This is a genomic window from Streptomyces sp. NPDC033221 (assembly GCF_055577005.1).
In genome coordinates this window covers 92,139-115,087 of the sequence record NZ_JBVIQN010000024.1, presented here as the reverse complement: position 1 = coordinate 115,087, position 22,949 = coordinate 92,139, and the positions used below count along the sequence as shown (strand labels likewise).

The window sequence follows — 22,949 nt, the reverse complement described above, 5'->3', positions numbered from 1 at the left end:
GGGAGCTCGGCGTGCGTGCAAACGGGAATAACCGCGGTGACCGGACGGAACCGACGGGGATTCCGTTGTCGTTCGGTCAACAGCGGATGTGGTTCGTCAACAGGCTGGAGAACGCGGGCGCCGCGTACACGATGGCCATGGCGGTCCGGCTCGTCGGCGGGCTGGACCGGCCCGCCCTGGAGGCGGCGTGGGCCGACGTCGTCGGGCGTCACGAGGCACTGCGTACGGTCTTCTCCGAGGCGGACGGGGAGACGTGGCAGCAGGTCCGGGACGAGCCGCCGGCCGGGCTCGGGAACCGGAGCGTCGACGAGCGGGAACTGGCCGGAACCCTCGCCGCCGAAGCGGGCCGGGAGTTCGACCTGCGGACCGAACCGCCGTGCCGGGCGACGCTGTACGCCCTGTCCCCCCGCGAGCACGTGCTGCTGCTGGTCGTGCACCACATCGCCGTGGACGGCCGGTCGCTGGAGGTGCTGGCCAGGGACGTCTCACGGGCGTACGCCGCCCGGTCGCAGGGCCGCGCGCCGGGCTGGCCGCCGCTGCCCGTCGCGTACACGGACCACGCCCGGCGGCAGCAGGAGCTGCTCGGTGCCGAGCAGGACCCGGAGAGCGTGTACGGGCGGCAGCTCGCCTATTGGCGCCAGGCCCTGGTGGGGCTGCCGGCCCAGCTGGACCTGCCCTGCGACCGGCCCCGCCCGGCCGAACCCCGGCACGAGGGAAGTTCGGTACCGGTCCGGATTCCGCCGCACCTGCACCGGGCGCTCCTGAAGATCGCGGCTGACTGCGACGCCACCCCGCTCATGGTGGTGCGCGCCGCCCTCGCCGTACTCCTTTCCCGGCTGGGCGCGGGCGACGACATCCCCACCGGCTCGCCGGTCGACGGGCGCACCGACGAGACGCTCGACGGGCTCGTCGGATTCGTGGCCAACACCCTCGTCCTGCGGACGGACCTCACCGGCGACCCCGCCTTCACCGACCTGGTACGCCGGGTCCGTGCCACCGGCCTCGCCGCCGAGGCCCACCAGGACCTGCCGTTCGAGCACCTCGTCGGCGTGCTGAACCCGGACCGCTCGCTGGCCCGGCACCCGCTGTTCCAGGTGCTGCTGGTGATGGAGGACTCGCCCGGCTCCGCCTGGGACCTGCCCGGCCTGACCGCCGTACCGGAGCGGGTCGGCATCGAGGCCGCACGGGACGACCTGACGTTCGGCCTCTTCGACCTCTATCTCAACCTGACCGAACGCCACGACGCCGACGGCCGGCCCGCCGGCATCGACGGCGGGCTCTGGCACAACGCCGAACTCTTCGACCGGGACACCGCCGCCACGCTGGCCGCCCGGCTCACCGCGGTCCTCGCCCAGGTGACGGCGGACCCGGCGCTGCCGGTGAGCGAGGTCGCCGTCCTGCTCGACGGCGAGGAGGAGCGGCTGCTCACCGAGGCGAACACCGGCCGGGACGCCGCACCGGACACCACCGTCCCCGCCCGGTTCGCGGAGGTGGCCGCCCGCTTCCCGGACGCGCCCGCGGTCGTCTCCGGCGGGGACACCCTCACGTACGCGGAGCTGGACGCACGGGCCAACCGGTTCGCCTGGTACCTGCACGCCGGGGGAGTGGCGCCGGGCGACCGCGTCGGCGTCCTGCTGCCGCGCTCCGCCGGCCTGGTCGTCGCCCTCCTGGGCATCGCCAAGGCCGGTGCGCTGGCCGTGCCGGTGGACCCGTCCTACCCGGCCGAGCGGGTGCGGTACCTCCTGGAGGACGCCGCCCCCACGCTGCTCGTGAGCGGGGAGGAAGCCCTGCGGGACGCCGCCCTGCGGGACTTCTCGGCCGCACCGCTCCCGGTACCGGTCGCGCCGGAGTCGGGCCTGTACGTCATGTACACCTCCGGTTCGACGGGCGCGCCCAAGGGCGTGACCGCCACCCACGCCGGCGTCGCCGCCCTCGCACGCGACACCTGCTGGGGCGACATCGGCACCGGCCGCGTCCTCTTCCACGCCCCGCACGCCTTCGACGCCTCGACGTTCGAACTGTGGGTGCCGCTGCTCAACGGCGGATGCGTGGTGGTGGCCCCGGAGGCGGACCTCGGCGCAGGGGCGCTGGCCCGGCTGATCGACGACCACGCGCTGACGGCCGTGCATGTCACCGCCGGACTGTTCCGGGTGCTCGCCCAGGAGACGCCCACCTGCTTCACGGGCCTGCGGCACATCCTGACCGGCGGCGACGTGGTCCCCGCCGAAGCCGTCGCCCGCGTCGCCGAAGCCTGCCCGGACGCCACGCTGCACCACCTGTACGGGCCGACCGAGGTCACCCTCTGCGCCACCACCAGCACCGTCCCCCCGGGCGGGAAGGCTCCGGCGGTACTCCCGATCGGCGGGCCGCGCGACGGCGTACGGGTCTTCGTCCTGGACGGCGCCCTGCGGCCGGTACCGGTCGGCGTCACCGGCGAGCTGTACGTCGCGGGCCGGGGCCTGGCACCCGGCTACCTGAACCGCCCCGCGCCGACCGCGGAACGCTTCGTCGCCTGCCCGTACGGCGGCGGGCGGATGTACCGTACCGGCGACCTCGTCCGCTGGGACCGGCACGGCAGCCTGGTGTTCCACGGCCGCGCCGACGACCAGGCAAAGGTCCGGGGTTTCCGGATCGAACCGGCGGAGGTCGAAGCCGTCCTCGGGCAGTGCCCGGGTGTGGACCAGGCGGCCGTCGTCGTACGGGAAGACCGGCCCGGAGACAAACGGCTGGTCGCCTACGTCGTCGGTGACGCCGCGGGCCTGCGGGACTTCGCCGCCGAGCGGCTGCCGGACTACATGATCCCCGGCACGGTCGTCCCCCTGGACGCACTGCCGCTGACGCCCAACGGCAAGGTCGACCGGGCCGCGCTGCCCGCCCCCGACCACGCCGCCGCCACCTCGGACCGGGCGCCCCGCACCCCGCGGGAACAGCTGCTGTGCCGGCTGTTCGCCGAGGTCCTCGGCCTGGACCGGGTCGGCATCGACGACCGGTTCTTCGACCTGGGCGGCGACTCCCTCCTCGCCATGCGGCTGACCAGCCGGGCCCGTACCGCCCTGGGCGTCGAGATCCCGATGACTGTGATGTTCGAAACGCCCACGGTCGCGGGCCTGGCCGGGCGGCTCGACGAACTGGGCGCCGGCCGCCCGCCCGTGGTCGCGGCGGAGCGGCCGGAGTTCCTGCCGCTGTCGTTCGGGCAGCAGCGCATGTGGTTCGCGAACCGGCTGGAGGACCGCAGCGGCGCCTACAACATGGCCATGGCGGCCCGGCTCACCGGCAGCCTGGACCTGGCCGCGCTGCGCGCCGCGTGGGCGGACGTGATCGCGCGCCACGAGCCGCTGCGTACGGTCTTCCCCGAGCGGGACGGCGTACCGCACCAACTGGTGCTGGACGGCGGCGGCCCGGAGCCGGGGAACCCGCTCGGCGCTCCGGACCTGCCGGTCGTCCACACCTCCGAGGAGGCGTTCGACGCCGCACTGGCCGAGCACATCGGCCGCCGGTTCGCCCTCGACACGGCACCGCCCCGGCGGGCGACCCTGTTCGAACTGTCCGCCGACACCCACGTACTCCTGGTGGTCGTCCACCACATCGCCGCCGACGGCTGGTCGATGGGCGTCCTCGCGCGCGATCTCTCGACGGCGTACGCGGCGCGGAGCGCGGGCCACGCGCCCGGCTGGGCACGGCTGCCCGTCCAGTACGCCGACTTCACCCTCTGGCAGCACGCGCTGCTGGACAGCGGCGGAGGCCTGCTCGACACCCAACTCGCCCACTGGACCGCGGCCCTCGCCGGCCTGCCGGACCAGATCGAACTGCCCACCGACCGGCCGCGCCCGGCCACCGCCAGCCATCGCGGCGCCGTACTGCCGTTCACCGTCGACGCCCGGGTGCACCGGCGGCTGAGCGCCATCGCCCGCGCGTGTGACACCACACTGTTCACGGTCGCCCAGGCCGCGGTCGTGCTGCTGCTGTCCCGGCTCGGCGCGGGCGAGGACATCCCGCTCGGCACGCCTGTCACGGACCGTACCGACGAGTCCCTGGGCGGCGTCGTCGGATTCTTCCTCAACACCCTGGTGCTGCGCACCGATGCCGGTGGTAACCCGTCCTTCACCGAACTGGTGGCGCGGGCCCGGGACGCCGACCTGGCCGCGTACGCCCACCAGGACCTCCCGTTCGAACACCTGGTGGAAGCGCTGCGGCCCGCCCGTTCGACCGCCCGGCATCCGCTGTTCCAGGTGCTGCTGGTGATGGAGGACGAGCTGAACCCGGCATGGGAGCTGCCCGGCCTCGCCGCGGCACCGGTCCCGGTGCCGCCCGCGACGGTCGAGTTCGACCTGGTCTTCGGCCTGGGGGAGCGGCCCGGCGGCACCGGCCTGGACGGCTACCTGGAGTTCGCCACCGACCTCTTCGACCCGGACGGCGCGCGGAGTCTGATCACCCGGCTGCTCGCGGTGCTCGACCAGGTCGCGGGCCACCCGGAACTGCGGGTCGGTGAGGTCGACCTGCTGGCCTCCGAGGAGCGGCGGCAACTCGTCACCGGCGTCAACGTCGGAGCGGCGGGTCCGGGCGACCGCACGCTCCTCGGCCAGTTCGACGCCACCGTGCTGCGGTCCCGTACCGAAACCGCCGTGACGACGGGCGACACCACCCTGACCTACGGCGAACTCGACGCGCGCGCCAACCGGTTCGCCCGCTATCTGCACGCCAAGGGCGTGGCCCCCGGCGACCGGGTCGCCGTCACGCTGCCCCGGTCGGCGGAACTCGTCGTCGTACTCCTGGGCATCGCGAAGGCGGGGGCCGTCTTCGTACCGGTGGACGCGTCTTATCCGGCGGAGCGGGTGCGGTTCCTGCTGGCGGACTCCGCGCCGACGCTGCTGGTGGGCGAAGAGGAGGTGCGTGAAGCCGCCGGAGGGGGGTTCGCGGCTGCGTCGTTGCCGGTGCGGGTTTCGCCGGAGTCGGCGCTGTATGTGATGTACACCTCCGGTTCGACGGGCGTGCCCAAGGGAGTCGTTGCCACGCACGGGGGTGTCGCCGCGCTCGCCCTGGACTCCTGCTGGGGCGACATCGGTTCGGGCCGTGTGCTGTTCCACGCTCCGCACGCCTTCGACGCCTCGACGTTCGAGCTGTGGGTGCCGTTGCTGAACGGCGGCTGTGTGGTCGTGGCGCCCGAGACGGTGGACCTGGACGGCGGGACGCTGGCCCGCCTGGTGGGCGAGCACGCGCTGACGGCGGTGCACCTGACCGCCGGGCTGTTCCGGGTGCTGGCCCAGGAGACCCCGGCTTGCTTCACCGGGCTTCAGCACGTCCTGGCCGGCGGCGACGTGGTCCCCGCCGAGGCCGTCGCCCGTGTCGCCGAGGCGTGCCCCGGCGTCGAGATCCGTCACATGTACGGACCGACCGAGACCACGCTGTGCGCCACCACCTTCGTCATCGAGCCGGGGGCGAAGGTGCCGCCGGTGCTGCCGATCGGGACGCCCCGGGACGGCTTGCGGGTGTTCGTTCTGGACGGGTTCCTGCGGCCGGTTCCGGTGGGTGTGGCGGGGGAGTTGTACGTGGCGGGGCGGGGTGTGGCACGCGGGTATCTCGGCCGCGCCGCGTTGACCGCGGAGCGGTTCGTGGCGTGCCCGTACGGTGGTGGCCGGATGTACCGGACCGGTGACCTGGTGCGCTGGGACCGGGACGGCAACCTGGTCTTCCTGGGCCGGGCCGACGACCAGGTGAAGATCCGGGGATTCCGTATCGAACTGTCCGAGGTCGAAGCCGTGCTCGGACAGTGCCCCGGTGTCGCGCAGGTGGCGGCGTTCGTGCGCGAGGACCAGCCCGGCGACAAGCGGCTGGTCGCCTACGTCGTCGGGAATGCCTCCGCGCTACGGGAGTTCGCAGCCGAGCGGCTGCCGGACTACATGATTCCGTCAGCCACAGTCGTACTGGACGAGCTGCCGCTGACGGCCAACGGAAAGGTCGACCGGACCCTGCTGCCCGCCCCCGACCACACGGCGGCGGAGTCGTCGGGCCGTGCGCCCCGCACTCCGCAGGAACAGATCCTCTGCCGTCTGTTCGCCGAGGTGCTGGGCCTGGACCGGGTCGGTATCGATGACGGCTTCTTCGACCTGGGCGGGGACTCCCTGCTGGCGACGCGGCTGGCCAGCCGCATCAAGGGAGCTCTGAGCGCGGAGATTTCGGTGCGGGCGCTGTTCGAGGCGCCGACGGTCGCGGGCCTGGCCGGGCGGCTGGACGAGTACGAGGCCGTACGGCCGGTGCTCGCACCGGTGGACCGGCCCGATCCGTTGCCGTTGTCGTTCGGGCAGCAGCGGATGTGGTTCCTGCACAGCCTGGAAGGACCGAGCGCGACCAACAACATCCCGCTGGCCGTCCGGCTGACCGGCGAGCTGGACGTCGCCGCGCTGGAAGCGGCCTGGGGCGACGTCGTGGCCCGGCACGAGACACTGCGCACCCGCTACCCGGAGCACGGTGGAGGGGCCCGCCAGGACATCGTGGACGCGGCAGAGGTCGCCGTACACCTCACCACCGTCGGCGTCGCCGCGGACGACGTGGCACAGGCGCTGGCCGCCGGCGTCGAGCAGGGCTTCCGGATCGAGCGCGAACTGCCCTGGCGCATCACACTGTTCGAGGTGGCGCCCGCCGACCACGTCCTGCTGATCGTGGTGCACCACATCGCCTCCGACGGCTGGTCCATGGGTGTTCTGGCCGACGACCTGGCGACCGCCTACGCGGCGCGGGCCGAGGGCCGTGCGCCCGGTTGGGCGCCGCCCGCCGTCCAGTACGCCGACTTCACCCTCTGGCAGCGCGACCTGCTCACCCAGGACACCGAGGACGGCCTGTTCGGCAGCCAGGCCGCGTTCTGGTCCGCAACCCTCGCCGGGCTGCCGGAACACCTGAAACTGCCCTTCGACCGGCCCCGCCCGCCGGTGGCGACGCACCGGGGCGCGTTCCTGCCCTTCTCGGTGGACGCCGCGGCACACCGGCGCCTGGCGGAGATCGCCCGGGAGTGCGACGCCACGCTGTTCATGGTCGCGCAGGCCGCCTTCGCGGTGCTGCTGTCCCGGCTGGGCGCCGGGGAGGACATTCCGCTCGGCACCCCCGTCGCGGGCCGTACGGACGAGGCCGTGGACGACCTGGTCGGCAACTTCCTCAACACCCTCGTGCTGCGCACGGACGTCAGCGGCGACCCGACCTTCACCGAACTGGTCGGCCGGGTACGCGAGACCGACCTCGCCGCGTACGCCCACCAGGACCTCCCCTTCGAGCACCTGGTCGAGGTGCTCAACCCGGTCCGCTCGCTGGCCCGGCACCCGCTGTTCCAGGTCGCCTTCGCCCTCCAGAACGCCCCCGAGACGCACTTCGACGCCCCGGGGCTGGAGTCCCGGCTGGTCCCGGTGGAGATGTCCACCTCGAAGTTCGACCTGTCGGTCCTGATGTGGGAACGCCGGGACACCGACGGCGCAGCCGCGGGCCTGGAGTGCTACCTGGAGTACGCCACCGACCTCTTCGAGCAGGCCACCGCGGAACGCCTGGTGGCCCGGCTGCTGCGGGTGCTCGACCAGGTCACGGCCGACCCCGCCGTACGGGCCGGGGCGGTGGACGTGCTCGGCGAGGACGAGCGCACCCGGGTCATGGCGGCGGAGTCCACGGACCGGCGGGACGAGACCGTGCCGCGGCGCTTCGACCAGGTCGTCGCGCGGCACGGCGACGAGGCGGCGGTGGAATCCGCCGACGGCACACTGACCTACCGGGAACTGGACGCCCGGGCCAACCGGTGCGCCTGGTACCTGCACGCCAAGGGCGTCACCGCCGGCGACCGGGTCGCGGTGCTGCTGGACCGCTCGGTGGAACTGGTCGCCGTGCTGCTGGGCATCGCCAAGGCGGGCGCGGTGGCCGTGCCGGTGGACACGGCGTACCCGGTCGAGCGGGTGCGGTTCCTGCTGGAGGACGCCGCTCCCGTCCTGGTGATGACCGGTTCCGAGGTGGCGGAGGCGCTGCGGCACTTCCCGGCCGTCCCGCTGCCGGCGCAGGTGACGCCGGACTGCGGCCTCTACGTGATGTACACCTCCGGCTCGACCGGAACCCCGAAAGGCGTCCTCGCCACCCACGCGAACGTCACCGCACTCGCCCTCGACCCCTGCTGGAACGGCATCGGCACCGGCCGGACGCTCTTCCACGCCCCGCACACCTTCGACGCGTCCACCCTGGAACTGTGGGTGCCGCTGCTCAACGGCGGCTGTGTCGTCGTCGCGCCGCCGCTGGACCTGGACGGGGCGACGGTGGCGCGGCTGGCCGTCGAGCACGAGCTGACGGCCGTCCATGTCACGGCCGGACTGTTCCGGGTGCTGGCCCAGGAGGCACCCGAGTGCTTCGCGGGCCTGGAACACATCCTGACCGGCGGCGATGTGGTCCCCGCCGAAGCGGTCGCCCGCGTCACCGACGCCTGCCCCGGCGCCACCGTCCACCATCTGTACGGGCCGACCGAGACCACCCTGTGCGCCACCACCCACACCGTCGCGCCGGGTACGCGGGCACCGTCCGTCCTGCCGATCGGCCGCCCCCGCGACGGCGTACGGGTCTTCGTCCTGGACCCGCTGCTGCGCCCGGTACCGACCGACGTTGCCGGGGAGCTGTACGTGGCCGGGCGCGGGGTCGCGCACGGGTACCTGGGCCGTGCGGCGCTGACGGCGGAGCGGTTTGTGGCGTGCCCGTACGGCGGTGGTCGGATGTACCGGACCGGTGACCTGGTGCGCTGGGACCGGGACGGGAATCTCGTGTTCCTGGGCCGGGCCGATGACCAGGTGAAGGTGCGGGGGTTCCGTATCGAGCCGGCTGAGATCGAGGCCGTGCTCGGGCAGTGCCCGGGTGTGGACCAGGCCGCCGTCGTGGTGCGGGAGGACCGCCCCGGAGACAAACGCCTGGTCGCATACGTCGTCGGCGACGCGGACGGCGTACGGGACTTCGCGGCCGACCGGCTGCCGGACTACATGATCCCCGGCACCGTCGTCGGCCTGGACGCCCTGCCCATCACGGGCAACGGCAAGGTCGACCGGGCCGCGCTGCCCGCACCCGACTACACGGAGGCATCCGCGGGGCGCGCGCCGCGCACCCCGCTCGAAACGCTCTTCTGCCACCTCTTCGCTGAGGTGCTCGGCCTGGTGGCCTCGGACGCGGGCCCCGGCCTGCCCGCACCGCATCCGGACGTCCCGCGCCCGGACGTTCCACACCCGGACGTAACGCCCCCGGTCGTTCCGGAACCGGTCGTACCGCGCCCGGACATCCCGCACCCCGGCGCTCCCGCAGCCCCGGAACCCCCCGCGGCCCCCGAGGCTCCGGCCCCGGTCATCGATGTCGGCGCGGACGCCAACTTCTTCGAACTCGGCGGCGACAGCATCATCTCCCTGCAACTCGTCGCCCGCGCGGCCCGCGCCGGATACCGGATCAGCGCGACGGACGTCTTCCAGCACAAGACCCCGGAAGCCCTCGCCCTCGCCGCCCGGCCCGTCACGGAAGAGGAGACCCGGCACGACGACGGCGACGGCCCCGTACCCCTCACCCCGGTCATGCGGCAGCTCGCCGACCGGCAGGCTCTCGCCGGACCGCTGCACCAGTCCGTCATGGTCTGGACACCCACCGGCCTCACCGCCGCGGAACTCACCACCGCCCTCCAGGCCGTCCTCGACCACCACGGCGCCCTGCGGTTCCGCCTCGGCCCCGACGACACGCTGCACGTCCGGCCGCCGGGAGCGGTACCGGCGGCAGGCATGCTGCGCACGGTGCGGCTGCCCGGACCGGCCGAGCAGATCACGGCCACGATCGTCCGCGAGCAGTGCGCCGCCGCGACCGGCCGCCTCGACCCGCGCTCCGGCGCCGTACTCCAGGCGGTGTGGTTCGACGCGGGCTCGCACCGGCCCGGCCGGCTCTTCCTCGCCGCGCACCACCTCTGCGTGGACGGCGCCTCCTGGCGCATCCTCCTCGACGACCTGGCCTTCGCGTACGAGGCGGTGCGGGCGGGCACCGACCCGGCCCTGCCACCCGTCCGTACGTCCTTCCGCCGCTGGGCCGGACTGCTGCGACAGGCCGCCCACGACCCTGCCAGGGTCGCCGAACTGCCGCTCTGGGAACGGATCGGCGCGCCCACCACCCCGCTGCTGCCGACGGCCCGCACCGGGCCGGGCGGGACCGGGACACTGAGCATGACCCTGGCCCCCGACACGTCGGCGGCCCTGCTCACCACCGTCCCGGCGGCCTTCCACGCCGATGTCACCGAAGTGCTCCTCGCCGCGCTGGTCCTCGCGGTCGCCGACTGGCGCGGCCGGCCCGGCGCCGTCCTGGTGGACCTCGAACGGCACGGCCGCGAGAGCGGCCTCGCGCCCGGCACCGACCTGTCCCGTACGGTCGGCTGGTTCACCAGCGTCCACCCGGTCCGGCTCGACCCGGGCAACGCGGAATCCGGCGCCCGCACCGGCGCCCCCGACCCGGGAGCGGTGCTCAAACGCGTCAAGGAGCAGATCAGGGAACTGCCCGAGCACGGCATCGGCCACGGACTGCTGCGCCACCTGAACGCGCGGACGTCCGCGGCCCTGGCCGGACTCGCCGCACCACCGCTGCTGTTCAACTACCTCGGCCGCGTCCCCGCCGCGGACGAAGGCCGGGCGGCCACCGCGTGGACCGCCACCGGCGACGCCCACCCGCCCGAAGGCGTACGCACCCACCCGGTCGACCTCGACGCCCGCACCGTGGACACCGACGACGGCCCCCGGCTGACGGCGCACTGGGCCTGGGACCCGGCGCTGGTCTCCGAGGCCGGCATCCGGCGGCTCGGCCACGCGTGGTTCCGGGCCGCCGAGGCCCTGGTGGCGTGCGCCGCGCAGACCGACTCGGGCGGCCGTACCCCGTCGGACCTCGACCTCGTCTCCCTGACGCAGGACGACATCGACCAGCTCGAAACGGAATGGGGAAAGTAGCCGTGAGCAAGCCCGGACTGGCCGACATATGGCCTCTCGCGCCGATGCAGAAGGGCATGTTGTTCCACGCCCTGTACGACGCCGAGGCCACGGACATCTACCGGGGCCAGGTGGTCCTGGACCTGGACGGCCCCCTCGACACGGACGCTCTCAGGTCGGCGGGACACGCGCTGCTGCGCCGCCACCCGACCCTCAGGGCCGGGTTCCGCACCCTGAAGTCCGGCGAGACGGTGCAGGTCATCCCGCAGCAGTCGGACCTCCCGTGGCAGGAACTGGACCTGCGTCCCGTCCCGGCCGGCCGGCGCGCGGACGCCCTGGACGAGGCGGTGCGCGCGGAGTGGACCCGGCGCTTCGACCTCGCGGACCCGCCCCTGCTGCGGCTGACCGCCGTCCGGGTGGGCGACACCCGCACCCGTGTCGTGCTGACCGTCCACCACATCCTCTGCGACGGCTGGTCGACCTCGATCATCGCGAACGAACTGGTCGAGCTGTACCGCAACGGCGGCGACGAACACGCCCTGCCGCCGGTCACCCCGTACCGCAGCTACCTCGCCTGGCTGGCGCGCCGCGACAAAACGGCCGCCGCCGAGGCCTGGCGGCAGGCGCTCCAGGGGGCGCAGCCCACCCTCGTCGCGCCGGAGACGGGCAACCGCGCGCCGGTCGACCCCGACGAGATACGGGTCGAACTGCCCGCCCCGCTGGTGACGGACCTCGCGGCCCTGGCCCGCCGCAACGGCGCGACCATGAGCACCGTGATGCGCGGCGCGTGGGCCGTCCTGCTCGGCACCCTGACCGGACGCGACGACGTGGTCTTCGGGGGGACCACGGCCGGGCGCCCGCCGGAGATCCCGGGCATCGACACCACCGTCGGCCTGTTCATCAACACACTGCCGGTACGGGCCCGCTGGTCGGCCACCGACACCGTCGCCCAGCTGCTCACCCGGCTCCAGGACGCGCAGGCGGCGCTGCTGCCGCACGAACACCTGAGCCTGGCCGAGGTCCAGGGCATCGCCGGGACCCGCACCCTGTTCGACACCCTGACCGTCTTCCAGAACTACCCCGTCGACCTGCTCGACCTGACCGGGACCACCGCACGGTCGGTGTCCGGGGACCTGAACCTGGCGAGCGTCGGCGGCCGGGACGCCGCGCACTACCCGCTGACGTTCACCGCGATGTCCGAGCGGTTCCGGCTGACCTACCGCCCCGACCTGTTCACCCGCGCCGACGCGCAGCTCCTGGCCGACCGCCTCGTCCGGATCCTCGGGCAGCTGGCCGCCGGCCCGGCCACCCGGATCGGGGACATCGACGTACTCGTGCCCGGCGAACGGGACCGGCTGCTGCACGGCGTGAACACCGGCGCGCAGGGGGCCGCGCCGACGACCGTCACCGGCCTTTTCGAACGCGCCGTGCGGCGGTACGCGCACGAAGTGGCGGTGGTGTCCGACGGGGAGTCCCTGACCTATGAAGAGCTGGACGCGCGGGCGAATCGATTCGCCCGCGCGCTGCGTGCGCGTGGGGTGACCACCGGGGACCGGGTGGGCGTGGCGATGCCGCGCTCCGCCGCCCTGCTGACCGCACTGCTGGGCATCGCGAAGGCGGGGGCCGTCTTCGTGCCGGTGGACGTGTCCTATCCGGCGGAGCGGGTGCGGTTCCTGCTGGCGGACGCCGCGCCGGTGCTGGTGGTGGGCGAGGGGGATGTCGACGCGGCGCTCCGGGAATTCTCGGCCGCTCCACTGCCGGTGTGGGTGTCGCCGGAGTCGGCGCTGTACGGGATGTACACCTCCGGTTCGACCGGCGTGCCCAAGGGCGTGGTGGCCACGCACGGGGGTGTGGCGGGTCTGGCCCTGGACTCGTGCTGGGGCGACATCGGTTCGGGCCGCGTCCTGTTCCACGCTCCGCACGCCTTCGACGCCTCCACGCTTGAGCTGTGGGTGCCGTTGCTGAACGGCGGCTGTGTGGTCGTGGCGCCGGAGACGACGGACCTGGACGGGGAAACCGTGGCGCGGCTGGCCGACGAGCACGCGCTGACGGCCGTCCACGTGACGGCCGGGCTGTTCCGGGTGCTAGCCCAGGAGACCCCCGCCTGCTTCGCCGACCTTCAGCACGTCCTGACCGGCGGCGACGTGGTCCCCGCCGAAGCCGTGGCGAGCGTCATGGACGCCTGCCCCGGCGTGACGGTGCGTCACCTGTACGGCCCCACGGAAACCACACTGTGCGCGACCACGCTCGCCATCGACCCGGGAGCGAAGGTGCCCTCGGCACTCCCCATCGGGGCGCCACGGGATGGCGTACGGGTGTTCGTCCTGGACGGATTCCTGCGGCCGGTTCCGGTGGGTGTGGCGGGGGAGTTGTACGTGGCGGGGCGGGGTGTGGCACGCGGGTATCTCGGCCGCGCCGCCTTGACCGCCGAGCGGTTCGTGGCGTGCCCGTACGGTGGTGGCCGGATGTACCGGACCGGTGACCTGGTGCGCTGGGACCGGGACGGGCATCTCGTGTTCCTCGGCCGGGCCGATGACCAGGTGAAGATCCGGGGATTCCGTATCGAACTGTCCGAGGTCGAAACCGTCCTCGCGCAGTGCCCGGAGGTGGCACAGGTCGCGGTGCTGGCGCGGGAGGACCAGCCCGGCGACAAACGGCTGGTCGCCTACGTCGTCGGAGAGACCGCCCGGTTACGGGATTTCGCGGCCGAGCGGCTGCCGGACTACATGGTCCCTGCCGCAGTCGTCCCCCTGGACGCCTTTCCGCTGACCGCCAACGGCAAGGTCGACCGGGCCGAACTCCCCGCACCCGACTACGCGGCGGCTGCCTCGGACCGCGCGCCCCGCACTCCTCAGGAGCAGATCCTCTGCCGTCTGTTCGCCGAGGTCCTGGGTCTGGACCGGGTCGGTGTCGATGACGGCTTCTTCGACCTGGGCGGGGACTCCCTGCTGGCGACCCGGCTGGCCAGCCGCATCAAAGCCGCGCTCGGTGCGGAGATTTCGGTACGGGCGCTGTTCGAAGCACCCACGGCCGCGGGCCTGGCCGGGCGGCTGGACGCGTACGAAGCCGTGCGACCGGCACTGGTCGCGGCTCAGCGCCCCGACCCGTTGCCGCTGTCGTTCGGGCAGCAGCGGATGTGGTTCCTGCACAGCCTGGAAGGACCGAGCGCGACCAACAACATCCCGCTGGCCGTCCGACTGACCGGTGCACTGGACGTCGCCGCGCTGGAAGCGGCCTGGGGCGACGTCGTGGCCCGGCACGAGACGCTGCGCACCCGCTACCCGGAGCATGACGGAACCGCCCGCCAGGAGATTTTGGCCGCCGTACCGGCCCGCATACCCGTGGCCGCCGCCACCGAGGCGACGGTGGACGAGACCCTCGCCGCCGAGGCCGCCCAGGGCTTCCACCTCGAAGCGGAACTGCCCTGGCGGATCCGCCTGTTCGAGATGGCGCCCACCGAGCACGTCCTGCTCATCGTGGTCCACCACATCGCCTCCGACGGCTGGTCCATGGGCGTCCTGATGCGCGACCTGTCGGCGGCGTACACGGCACGGGCCGAGGGCCGCACACCCGGCTGGGCACCGCTGCCCGTCCAGTACGCCGACTTCACCCGCTGGCAGTGCGAACTCCTGTCCCGCGACGACGGGGACGCCCAAGCGGCCGGCGGGGACCCCGGCAGCACCGGGGACGGCCTGTTCGGCAAGCAGCTCGACTTCTGGACCCGCACCCTCGCGGACCTCCCCGAACAGCTGGAGCTGCCCTTCGACCGGCCCCGGCCCGCCACGGCGAGCCACCGGGGCGCGATGCTCCCGTTCACCGTTGATGCCGCCGTGCACCAGCGGTTCCTGGAGATCGCCAGAGCATGTGACGCCACCCTGTTCATGGTCGCGCAGGCCGCCGTCGCGGTGCTGCTGTCCCGGCTCGGCGGGGCCGAGGACGTACCGCTCGGCACACCCATCGCCGGCCGCACCGACGAGACCCTCGACGGCCTCGTGGGCAACTTCCTCAACACCCTGGTGCTGCGTACGGATGTCAGCGGCAATCCGTCCTTCACCGAACTGGTCGGCCGGGTCCGCGAGACCGACCTCGCCGCGTACGCCCACCAGGATCTGCCCTTCGAACACCTCGTGGACGTGCTGAATCCGGTCCGCTCGCTGGCCCGGCACCCGCTGTTCCAGGTCGCCTTCGCCCTGCAGAACGCGCCGGGCACGGACTTCGCGACACCCGGACTCGGAGCCGAGGTCGTCCCGGTGGGGCTGGCGTCCTCGAAGTTCGACCTGTCGGTGGTGCTGCGGGAACGCCCGGACGGAGGCGGCCTCGACGGCCTGCTGGAGTTCGCCACCGACCTGTTCGACCCGGCCACCGCGCAGGCCCTGGCCACGCGGCTGGTGGAGATCTTCGGGCGGCTGGCCGACGACTCCAAGGCCCGGGTGGGGGACCTGGACATCCTCCTGGGCGGGGAGCGGGAGCAGCTCGTCGCCGGGGTGAACATCGGCAGGCCCGGGACCGGCGCCGCCGGACGGACGGTTCCCGCCCTCTTCGAGGAGGTCGCGGCCCGCTGCCCCGACGCTCCGGCCGTCGTGTCCGGCGCGCTGACCCTGACCTACCGGGAACTGGACGAGCGGGCCAACCGCTTCGCGCACCACCTGCGCGCGAAGGGCGTCGGTCCGGGGGACCGGGTGGCGGTGCTGCTGCCGCGGACCGCCGAGCTGGTGACCGTACTGCTCGGCACCGCCAAGGCGGGGGCCGTGTTCGTCCCCGTCGACACCGCGTACCCGGCCGAGCGGGTGCGGTTCCTGCTGGAGGACTCCGCCCCCGCGCTGGTGGTGACCGAGGCCGGGTGGCAGGAAGCGCTCGACGGCTGCCCCGCGTCCCCGCCTCCCGTACCCCTGGCACCGGCGTCCGGCCTGTACGCGATGTACACCTCCGGCTCGACCGGGACACCCAAGGGCGTACTGGTCACCCACGGCGGCGCGGCGGCCCTCGCGCGCGACGCGTGCTGGGACGACATCGGAACCGGCCGCGTCCTGTTCCACGCGCCGCACGCCTTCGACGCGTCGGTCCTCGAACTGTGGGTGCCGCTGCTGAACGGCGGCTGTGTCGTGGTCGCGCCCGCGGTGGACATGGACGGCGGGACGCTCGCCGGACTCGTCACCGGACACGGGGTGACGGCGGCACACGTCACGGCCGGACTGTTCCGGGCACTGGCACAGGAGACGCCCGAGTGCTTCCAGGGCCTGCGGCATGTGCTGACCGGCGGGGACGTGGTGCCCGCCGAAGCGGTCGCCCGCGTGACCGATGCCTGCCCCGGCGCCACCGTCCACCATCTGTACGGGCCGACCGAGACCACCCTCTGCGCCACCACCCACACCGTCACATCCGGCACACGGGCACCGTCCGTCCTGCCGATCGGCCGCCCCCGCGACGGCTTCCGGGTCTTCGCCCTGGACCGGTTCCTGCGGCCCGTCCCGGTGGGCGTGCCCGGTGAGCTGTACATCGCCGGGGAGGGCGTCGCCCGGGGGTACCTGGGCCGCGCGGCGCTGACGGCGGAGCGGTTCGTGGCGTGCCCGTACGGCGGTGGCCGGATGTACCGGACCGGCGACCTGGTGCGCTGGGACCGGGAGGGCAACCTCGTCTTCCTCGGGCGGGCCGATGACCAGGTGAAGGTGCGGGGGTTCCGTATCGAGCCGGCTGAGATCGAGGCCGTGCTCGGGCAGTGCCCGGGTGTGGACCAGGCCGCCGTCGTGGTGCGGGAGGACCGGCCCGGCGACAAACGCCTGGTCGCGTACGTCGTCGGTGACGCGGACGGCGTACGGGACTTCGCGGCCGAGCGGCTGCCGGACTACATGGTCCCTGCCGCAGTCGTCCCCCTGTACGCCTTGCCGCTGACCGCCAACGGCAAGGTCGACCGGACGGCCCTGCCCGCACCCGACTACACGGCGGCGTCCGCGGGACGCGCACCCCGCACCCCGCTCGAAACGCTGTTCTGCCACCTCTTCGCGGAACTGCTGGGCCTCGGAACGCCGGAACCGGAAGCCGGAACGGCGGGCGGAACGCCCCTCCCGGTCGCCGCCGACGCCGGCTTCTTCGAGCTCGGCGGCGACAGCATCATCTCGCTGCTGCTCGTCTCCCGCGTGGCCAAGGCCGGATACCGCATCAGCGCGTCGGACGTCTTCCAGCAGAAGACACCCGAGGCCCTCGCCCTCGTCGCCCGGCCCGTCACGGAGGACGACGTCCACCACGAGGACGGCCACGGAACCGTACCCCTCACCCCGATCATGCGGGAGCTGACCGCACGCGGCGGCCCGGCCACGCTGGCCGCCAGGTTCGCGCAGTGGACCGTCGTACGGGTCCCCGCCCACGCCGGTCTGGACCGGCTGACCCGGGCCGTCGGGAAGGTGATGACCCACCACGCGATGCTGCGGGCCCGCCTGGTCGTCCCGGACGGCGCGGAACCGTACCTGGAAGTCGGCGAAGCGGCGCCCGCGCCGGACCTGGTCCGGCGCGTCGACGCCACCGGGCTGACGGACCGGGCGTTCGAGGAGCTGATCGACGCGGAGGCGCGGGCGGCGTCCGGCCGCCTCGACCCGCGGACCGGCACCACGCTGCACGCGGTCTGGTTCGACCGGGGGAGCGGGCGGCCCGGACGGCTCGCGATCGTCGTCCACCACCTGGTCTTCGACGCGGTGTCCTGGCGCATCCTGCTGCCCGACCTCGCCGCGGCCTGGGCGGACCCCGACGCCGACCTGGCGCCGGTCGCCGCGTCGTTCCGCACCTACGCCCGGCAGGTGGCGGCGGCGGGGCCGCCGCGGGCCACCGGGCCGGCGCAGGGCACCGAAGGGCAGATGCGGCAGCGGACGTTCACCGTGCCCGCGCGGACCGCGTCCGCGGTGCTGACCACCGTCCCCGCGGCCTTCCACGCCACGACGGGTGATGTGCTGCTCGCCGCGCTCACCGCCGCCCTCACCGAGGAGCGGCCGGGCCCGGTCACCCTGGACATCGAGGGGCACGGCCGCGACGGCGACCTGGACCTGTCGCGCACGGTGGGCTGGTTCACCACGCTGCGCCCGGTCCGGCTGGACGCCGGTGTCACCGACTTCGACGAGGTGCGCGCGGGCGGCCCCGCCGCGGACCGGCTGCTCAAACGGGTCAAGGAACAGGCCACCCAGCCGTACGGGGACGGTCTGCCCGCGCCCACGGCCGGGTTCAACTACCTGGGCCGGTTCACCGTAGCGGGCCCGGACACCGGCGACTGGCAGCCGGCCGGCCCCCGCTCCATGGGCGCCGACGCCGACCCCGGGCTGCCCGCCCTGCACACGCTGGAGTTCGGCGGCCTGGTCCGCGACGGCGACGGCGGCCCGGAGCTGGTGCTGCTGGTGTCGTGGCAGGCAGGGGCCTTCTCCGAGGACGGCGCCGTACGGATCGCCGACCGCTGGACCGGGCTGCTGGCCGGCCTGGCCGCGCTCGCCGAGGCGCCGGACGCGGGCGGCCTGACCCCCTCCGACCTGCCGCTGGTCGATCTGACGCTGGGCCAGCTGGAAGCGCTGGAAGACGACTTCAACGACATACCGGGTGGAGGAGGAGTGCCGTGGACCGCCGCATAGAAGACGTGTGGCCGCTGACACCGTTACAGGAGGGACTGCTGTTCCACTCCCTGTACGACGAGCAGGCCGAGGACGCCTACGTGGTCCAGGACGTCCTGGACATCGAAGGGAATCTCGACACGGCCGCGCTGCAAGCGGCCTGGCAGGCCGTGGTGGCCCGGCACGCCACCCTGCGCGCCTGCTTCCGCCAGCCACCGGGCCTCGAACACCCCGTCCAGGTCATCCCGGCCCGCGTACGGCTGCCCTGGCGGAACGTCGACCTGACCGACAAACCACCCGGGGAGGCCCTCGCCGAGGCACAGCGCCTCGCGGACGAGGAACGCGCCCGGCGCTTCGACCTGGCCGTACCGCCGCTGCTCCGGCTCGTCCTGCTCCGTCTCGGACCCGACCGGCACCGGCTGATCCTCACCAACCACCACATCCTGATGGACGGCTGGTCGCTGCCGACCCTCCAGCACGAGCTGTGGACGCTCTACGAAGCGGGCGGCGACCCCTCCGGCCTGCCGCCCGTCACGCCCTACCGCGACTACCTCGGCTGGCTGAACGCCCAGGACAAGGAGTCGGCGCGCGCCGCCTGGCGGGCCGACCTCGCCGGGCTGCGCGAGCCGACGCTGCTGGCACCGGTGACGGGCCGTCCGGCGTCCGCCGCCGGTCACGGCCAGGTGCACGCGCAACTGGACCGGCCGGCCACCGAGGCGCTCACCGAGCTGGCCCGCCGCCACGGCCTGACCCCCAACACCTTCGTCCAAGGAGCCTGGGCGCTCCTCCTCGGCCGCCTGCTGGGCCGGGACGACGTGGTGTTCGGGGCGACCGTGGCGGCCCGCCCCGCCGAGCTGCACGGCGTCGAGTCCATGCTCGGACTCTTCATCAACACCGTGCCGGTCCGCGTACCGCTGACGGCCGACCGGCCGGTGTCCGAACTGCTCGGCGACGTACAGGCCCGGCAGGGTGCCCTGATGTCCCACCAATATGTGGGGCTCAGCGAGATCCAGCGGGCCGGCGGCCCCGGCGCCGAGTTCGACAGCCTGCTGGTCTATGAGAGCTTCCCGCGCGGCGCGCTGGCGGAAGAGGGCGGGCCCCCGCTGAAGCTCACTCCCGTACGCGGGCACAACGTCAGCCACTACCCGGTCAGCCTGGCCGTCTTCCCGGGACCCGAGCTGCTGTTCCTCCTGACGCACCGCCCGGAACTGATCAGCACCCGGAGCGCGGAACTCCTCGCCGCCCGGTTCACCGGCATCCTGGAACAGCTGGTGGCCGACCCGGACGTGCGCGCCGGCGACATCGACGTACTCGTGCCCGGCGAACGGGACCGGCTGCTGCACGGTGTGAACACCGGCGCCACGGGACCCGTGCCGACAACCGTCACCGGCCTCTTCGAACGGACCGTACGGCAGCACCGGCACGAGATCGCGGTGGTCTCCGGCGAGACGGCCCTGACCTACGGCGACCTCGACGCCCGGGCCAACCAGGTCGCCCGGCACCTGCACGCGTCCGACGCCCGGCCGGGGGACCGGGTCGTCGTCACGCTCGCCCGCTCGCCGGAACTCGTCGTGGCGCTGCTGGGCATCGCCAAGGCGGGAGCCGTGGCCGTACCGGTGGACACCACCCAGCCGGCCAAACGGGTACGCGCCCTGCTCGACGACGCCGCGCCCGCCGCCGTCCTGACGGAATCCGATGTCGAGGCGGCGCTGCGCCACCGCTCCGACGCCCCGCTCACGGCCCCCGTGACACCGGACTCCGGCCTGTACGTGATGTACACCTCCGGCTCCACCGGGACACCCAAGGGCGTCGTCACCACCCACGGCAACGTCGCCGCCCTGGCCCAGGACACCTGCTGGGACGGCATCGCCACCGGCCGCGTCCTCTTCCACGCCCCGCACACCTTCGACGCCGCCACCCTCGAACTGTGGGTGCCGCTCCTCAACGGCGGCCGCGTGGTGGTCGCGCCCCCGGCCGACATCACCGCGAAGGCGCTGGCCCGCCTGGTCACCGACCACGGGCTGACGGCCGTGCACCTGACGGCCGGGCTCTTCCGCGTCCTCGCGCAGGAGACCCCGGAGTGCTTCGCCGGCCTCCGGTACGTCCTGACGGGCGGGGACGCGGTACCGGCCGAGGCCGTCGCCGGTGTCCGGGACGCCTGCCCCGATGCCACCGTCGCCCATCTCTACGGGCCGACCGAGACCACCCTGTGCGCCACGACCTTCGTCGTCGGACCCGGCACCCCCGCCCCGGCCGTCCTGCCGATCGGCGGGCCGCGCGACGCGGTCCGGGTGTACGCGCTGGACGACGCGCTCCGGCCGGTCCCGCCCGAGGTCACCGGCGAGCTGTACATCGCCGGACAGGGCGTCGCCCAGGGCTACCTCGGGCGCGCGGCGCTGACGGCGGAGCGGTTCGTGGCGTGCCCGTACGGCGGCGGCCGGATGTACCGGACCGGCGATCTGGTGCGCTGGAACCACGACGGAGAACTGATCTTCCTCGGACGGGCCGACGACCAGGCCAAGGTGCGGGGCTTCCGTATCGAACCGGCCGAGGTGGAGGCCGTACTGGGGCAGTGCCCGGGTGTGGACCAGGCCGCCGTCATCGTGCGGGAGGACCGGCCAGGCGACAAACGGCTGGTCGCGTACGTCGTCGGCGACGCGGACGGCATACGGAACTTCGCGGCCGACCGGCTGCCGGACTACATGGTCCCGTCGGCCACGGTCGTCCTGGACGAGCTGCCGCTGACCGCCAACGGCAAGGTCGACCGGACCGCCCTGCCCGCACCCGACCTCCCGGCCGGCTACCACGGACGCGGCCCCAGCTCACCCGTCGAAGAAATCCTCTGCTCCCTCTTCGCCGAGGTCCTGGGCCTGCCACGAGTCGGCGCCGAGGAAGGGTTCTTCGACCTCGGAGGCGACTCGCTGCTGGCCACCCGCCTGGCGGGCCGCGTCCAGGCCGTCCTCGGCAAGGACCTCGAAGTACGGGTGTTCTTCGAAGCGCCGTCCCCGGCCGCCCTGGCCGAACGGCTGACGGGCACCGGCGAACAGACCGGACTCACCGCCGGACCGCGCCCCGACGTCATACCGCTGACACCCGGCCAGCGCTCCATGGTCTCCGGCGAGTCCCGCTACAACATCCCGCTGACGGTCCGCCTTGGCGGCCCGCTGCGCACGGACGCACTCGAAACCGCCTGGCACGACGTGGTGGCCCGGCACGAAGCCCTGCGCACCCGCTTCCCGGAGACCGGCGGACAGGAGGTCACCGACCCCGGCAGGCCGCGGCTGACCGTCATCCCCGTCACCGAGGACGGACTGTCCGCGGCCCTGGACGCGGACCACGCCCGACCCTTCGACCTGGCCGCCGGACCACCGGCGAGGGCGGCCCTCCTCACCGTCGCACCCGACGACCACGTGCTCCAGATCGTGGTGCACCACATCGTCGCGGACGGCTGGTCGGCCGGGCTGATCGCCCGCGACCTGTCCACTGCGTACACGGCACGGGCCGCCGGCGGCGAACCCAGGTGGGCACCGCTGCCCGTCCAGTTCGCGGACTTCGCCGTACGCCAGCACGAGCGGACGGCGCGCCTGGACGAGCCGGACAGCCCGTTCGGACGCCGCCTCGCGTACTGGACCGGCGTCCTCGCCGACCTCCCGGAACAGCCCCTGCTCCGCTGGGACCGGACACCACCGGCCACCCCCACCGGGCTGGGCGGCAACGTCACCTTCGCGGTCGACGAGACCGTGCACCGGGCCCTGCTGGAGACCGCCAGGCGCGAACGGGCGACCCTGTTCATGGTGCTGCGCGCGGCCATCGCCGCCCTGTGGGCACGCCGAGGCGCCGTGAACGTACCGATGGGCACGGTCTCCGCCGGCCGGGCCGACCACGCGACGAGCGACGTCGTCGGCCTGTTCGCCGACCACCTGGTGCTCCGCACCGACGCGGGCGGGGACCCGACCTTCACCGAACTCGTCCGCCGGGTCCGCACGGCCGACCTCGCCGCTTACGCTCACCAGGACCTGCCGTCCCAGCTTGTCGAGGAACGCCTCGGACACCGGCCGTTCCAGATGATCACCGGCATGGAGAACCTGCCCGAGCCGCCCTGGGACCTGCCGGGGCTGACGGCGGAACCCCTGCGGCCCGCCCACCGCAACCGGGGCGCGGCCCGCAGCGAACTCGCCGTCACCCTGCGCGAGCTGCGGGCCCCCGGCAGCGGCCCGGCCGGCGTCGAAGGAGCCGTCTGGTACAGCGCCGACGTGTACGAGCAGCGGACCGTCGAAGCGCTGGCCGACGAGCTGACCGGCGTACTGCGGCAGGTCGCGGCGGAACCCGCGGCCAAGCTCGGCCGGCTGCGGATCGACGCACCGGCCGCCACGGCGGCGCACGGCGCCCTCCACCAGGACGCGAGCGACAGGACATGACCCGT

General features: G+C 73.7%; 3 protein-coding genes. All 3 read left to right on the top strand.

The window, feature by feature from the left end; all coding sequences use genetic code 11:
- Window positions 1-65 precede the first annotated feature (65 nt).
- Genes ACZ53K_RS27755 through ACZ53K_RS27745 form a run of 3 tightly spaced genes read left to right on the top strand, consistent with a single transcriptional unit; the run spans window position 66 to window position 22,944 of the window.
- Entirely contained in the window at window positions 66-10,964 is a 10,899-nt protein-coding gene (locus ACZ53K_RS27755) for a non-ribosomal peptide synthetase (RefSeq protein WP_468841578.1), read from the top strand.
- Window positions 10,952-18,547, top strand: coding sequence for an amino acid adenylation domain-containing protein (locus ACZ53K_RS27750; protein WP_468841576.1), 7,596 nt, complete (start codon window positions 10,952-10,954; stop codon window positions 18,545-18,547). The genes ACZ53K_RS27755 and ACZ53K_RS27750 overlap by 13 nt, the downstream gene beginning before the upstream one ends.
- A complete protein-coding gene (locus ACZ53K_RS27745; RefSeq protein ID WP_468841574.1) occupies window positions 18,532-22,944 on the top strand; it encodes an amino acid adenylation domain-containing protein in 4,413 nt (1,470 codons plus the stop codon). Before ACZ53K_RS27750 ends, ACZ53K_RS27745 begins: the two co-directional genes overlap by 16 nt.
- The last annotated feature ends 5 nt before the right edge of the window (window positions 22,945-22,949 follow it).

Coding starts and splice junctions, on each gene's coding strand:
- ACZ53K_RS27750 (WP_468841576.1), top strand. CDS start 10,952: ATGGGGAAAGTAGCCGTGAGCAAGCCCGGACTGGCCGACATATGGCCT.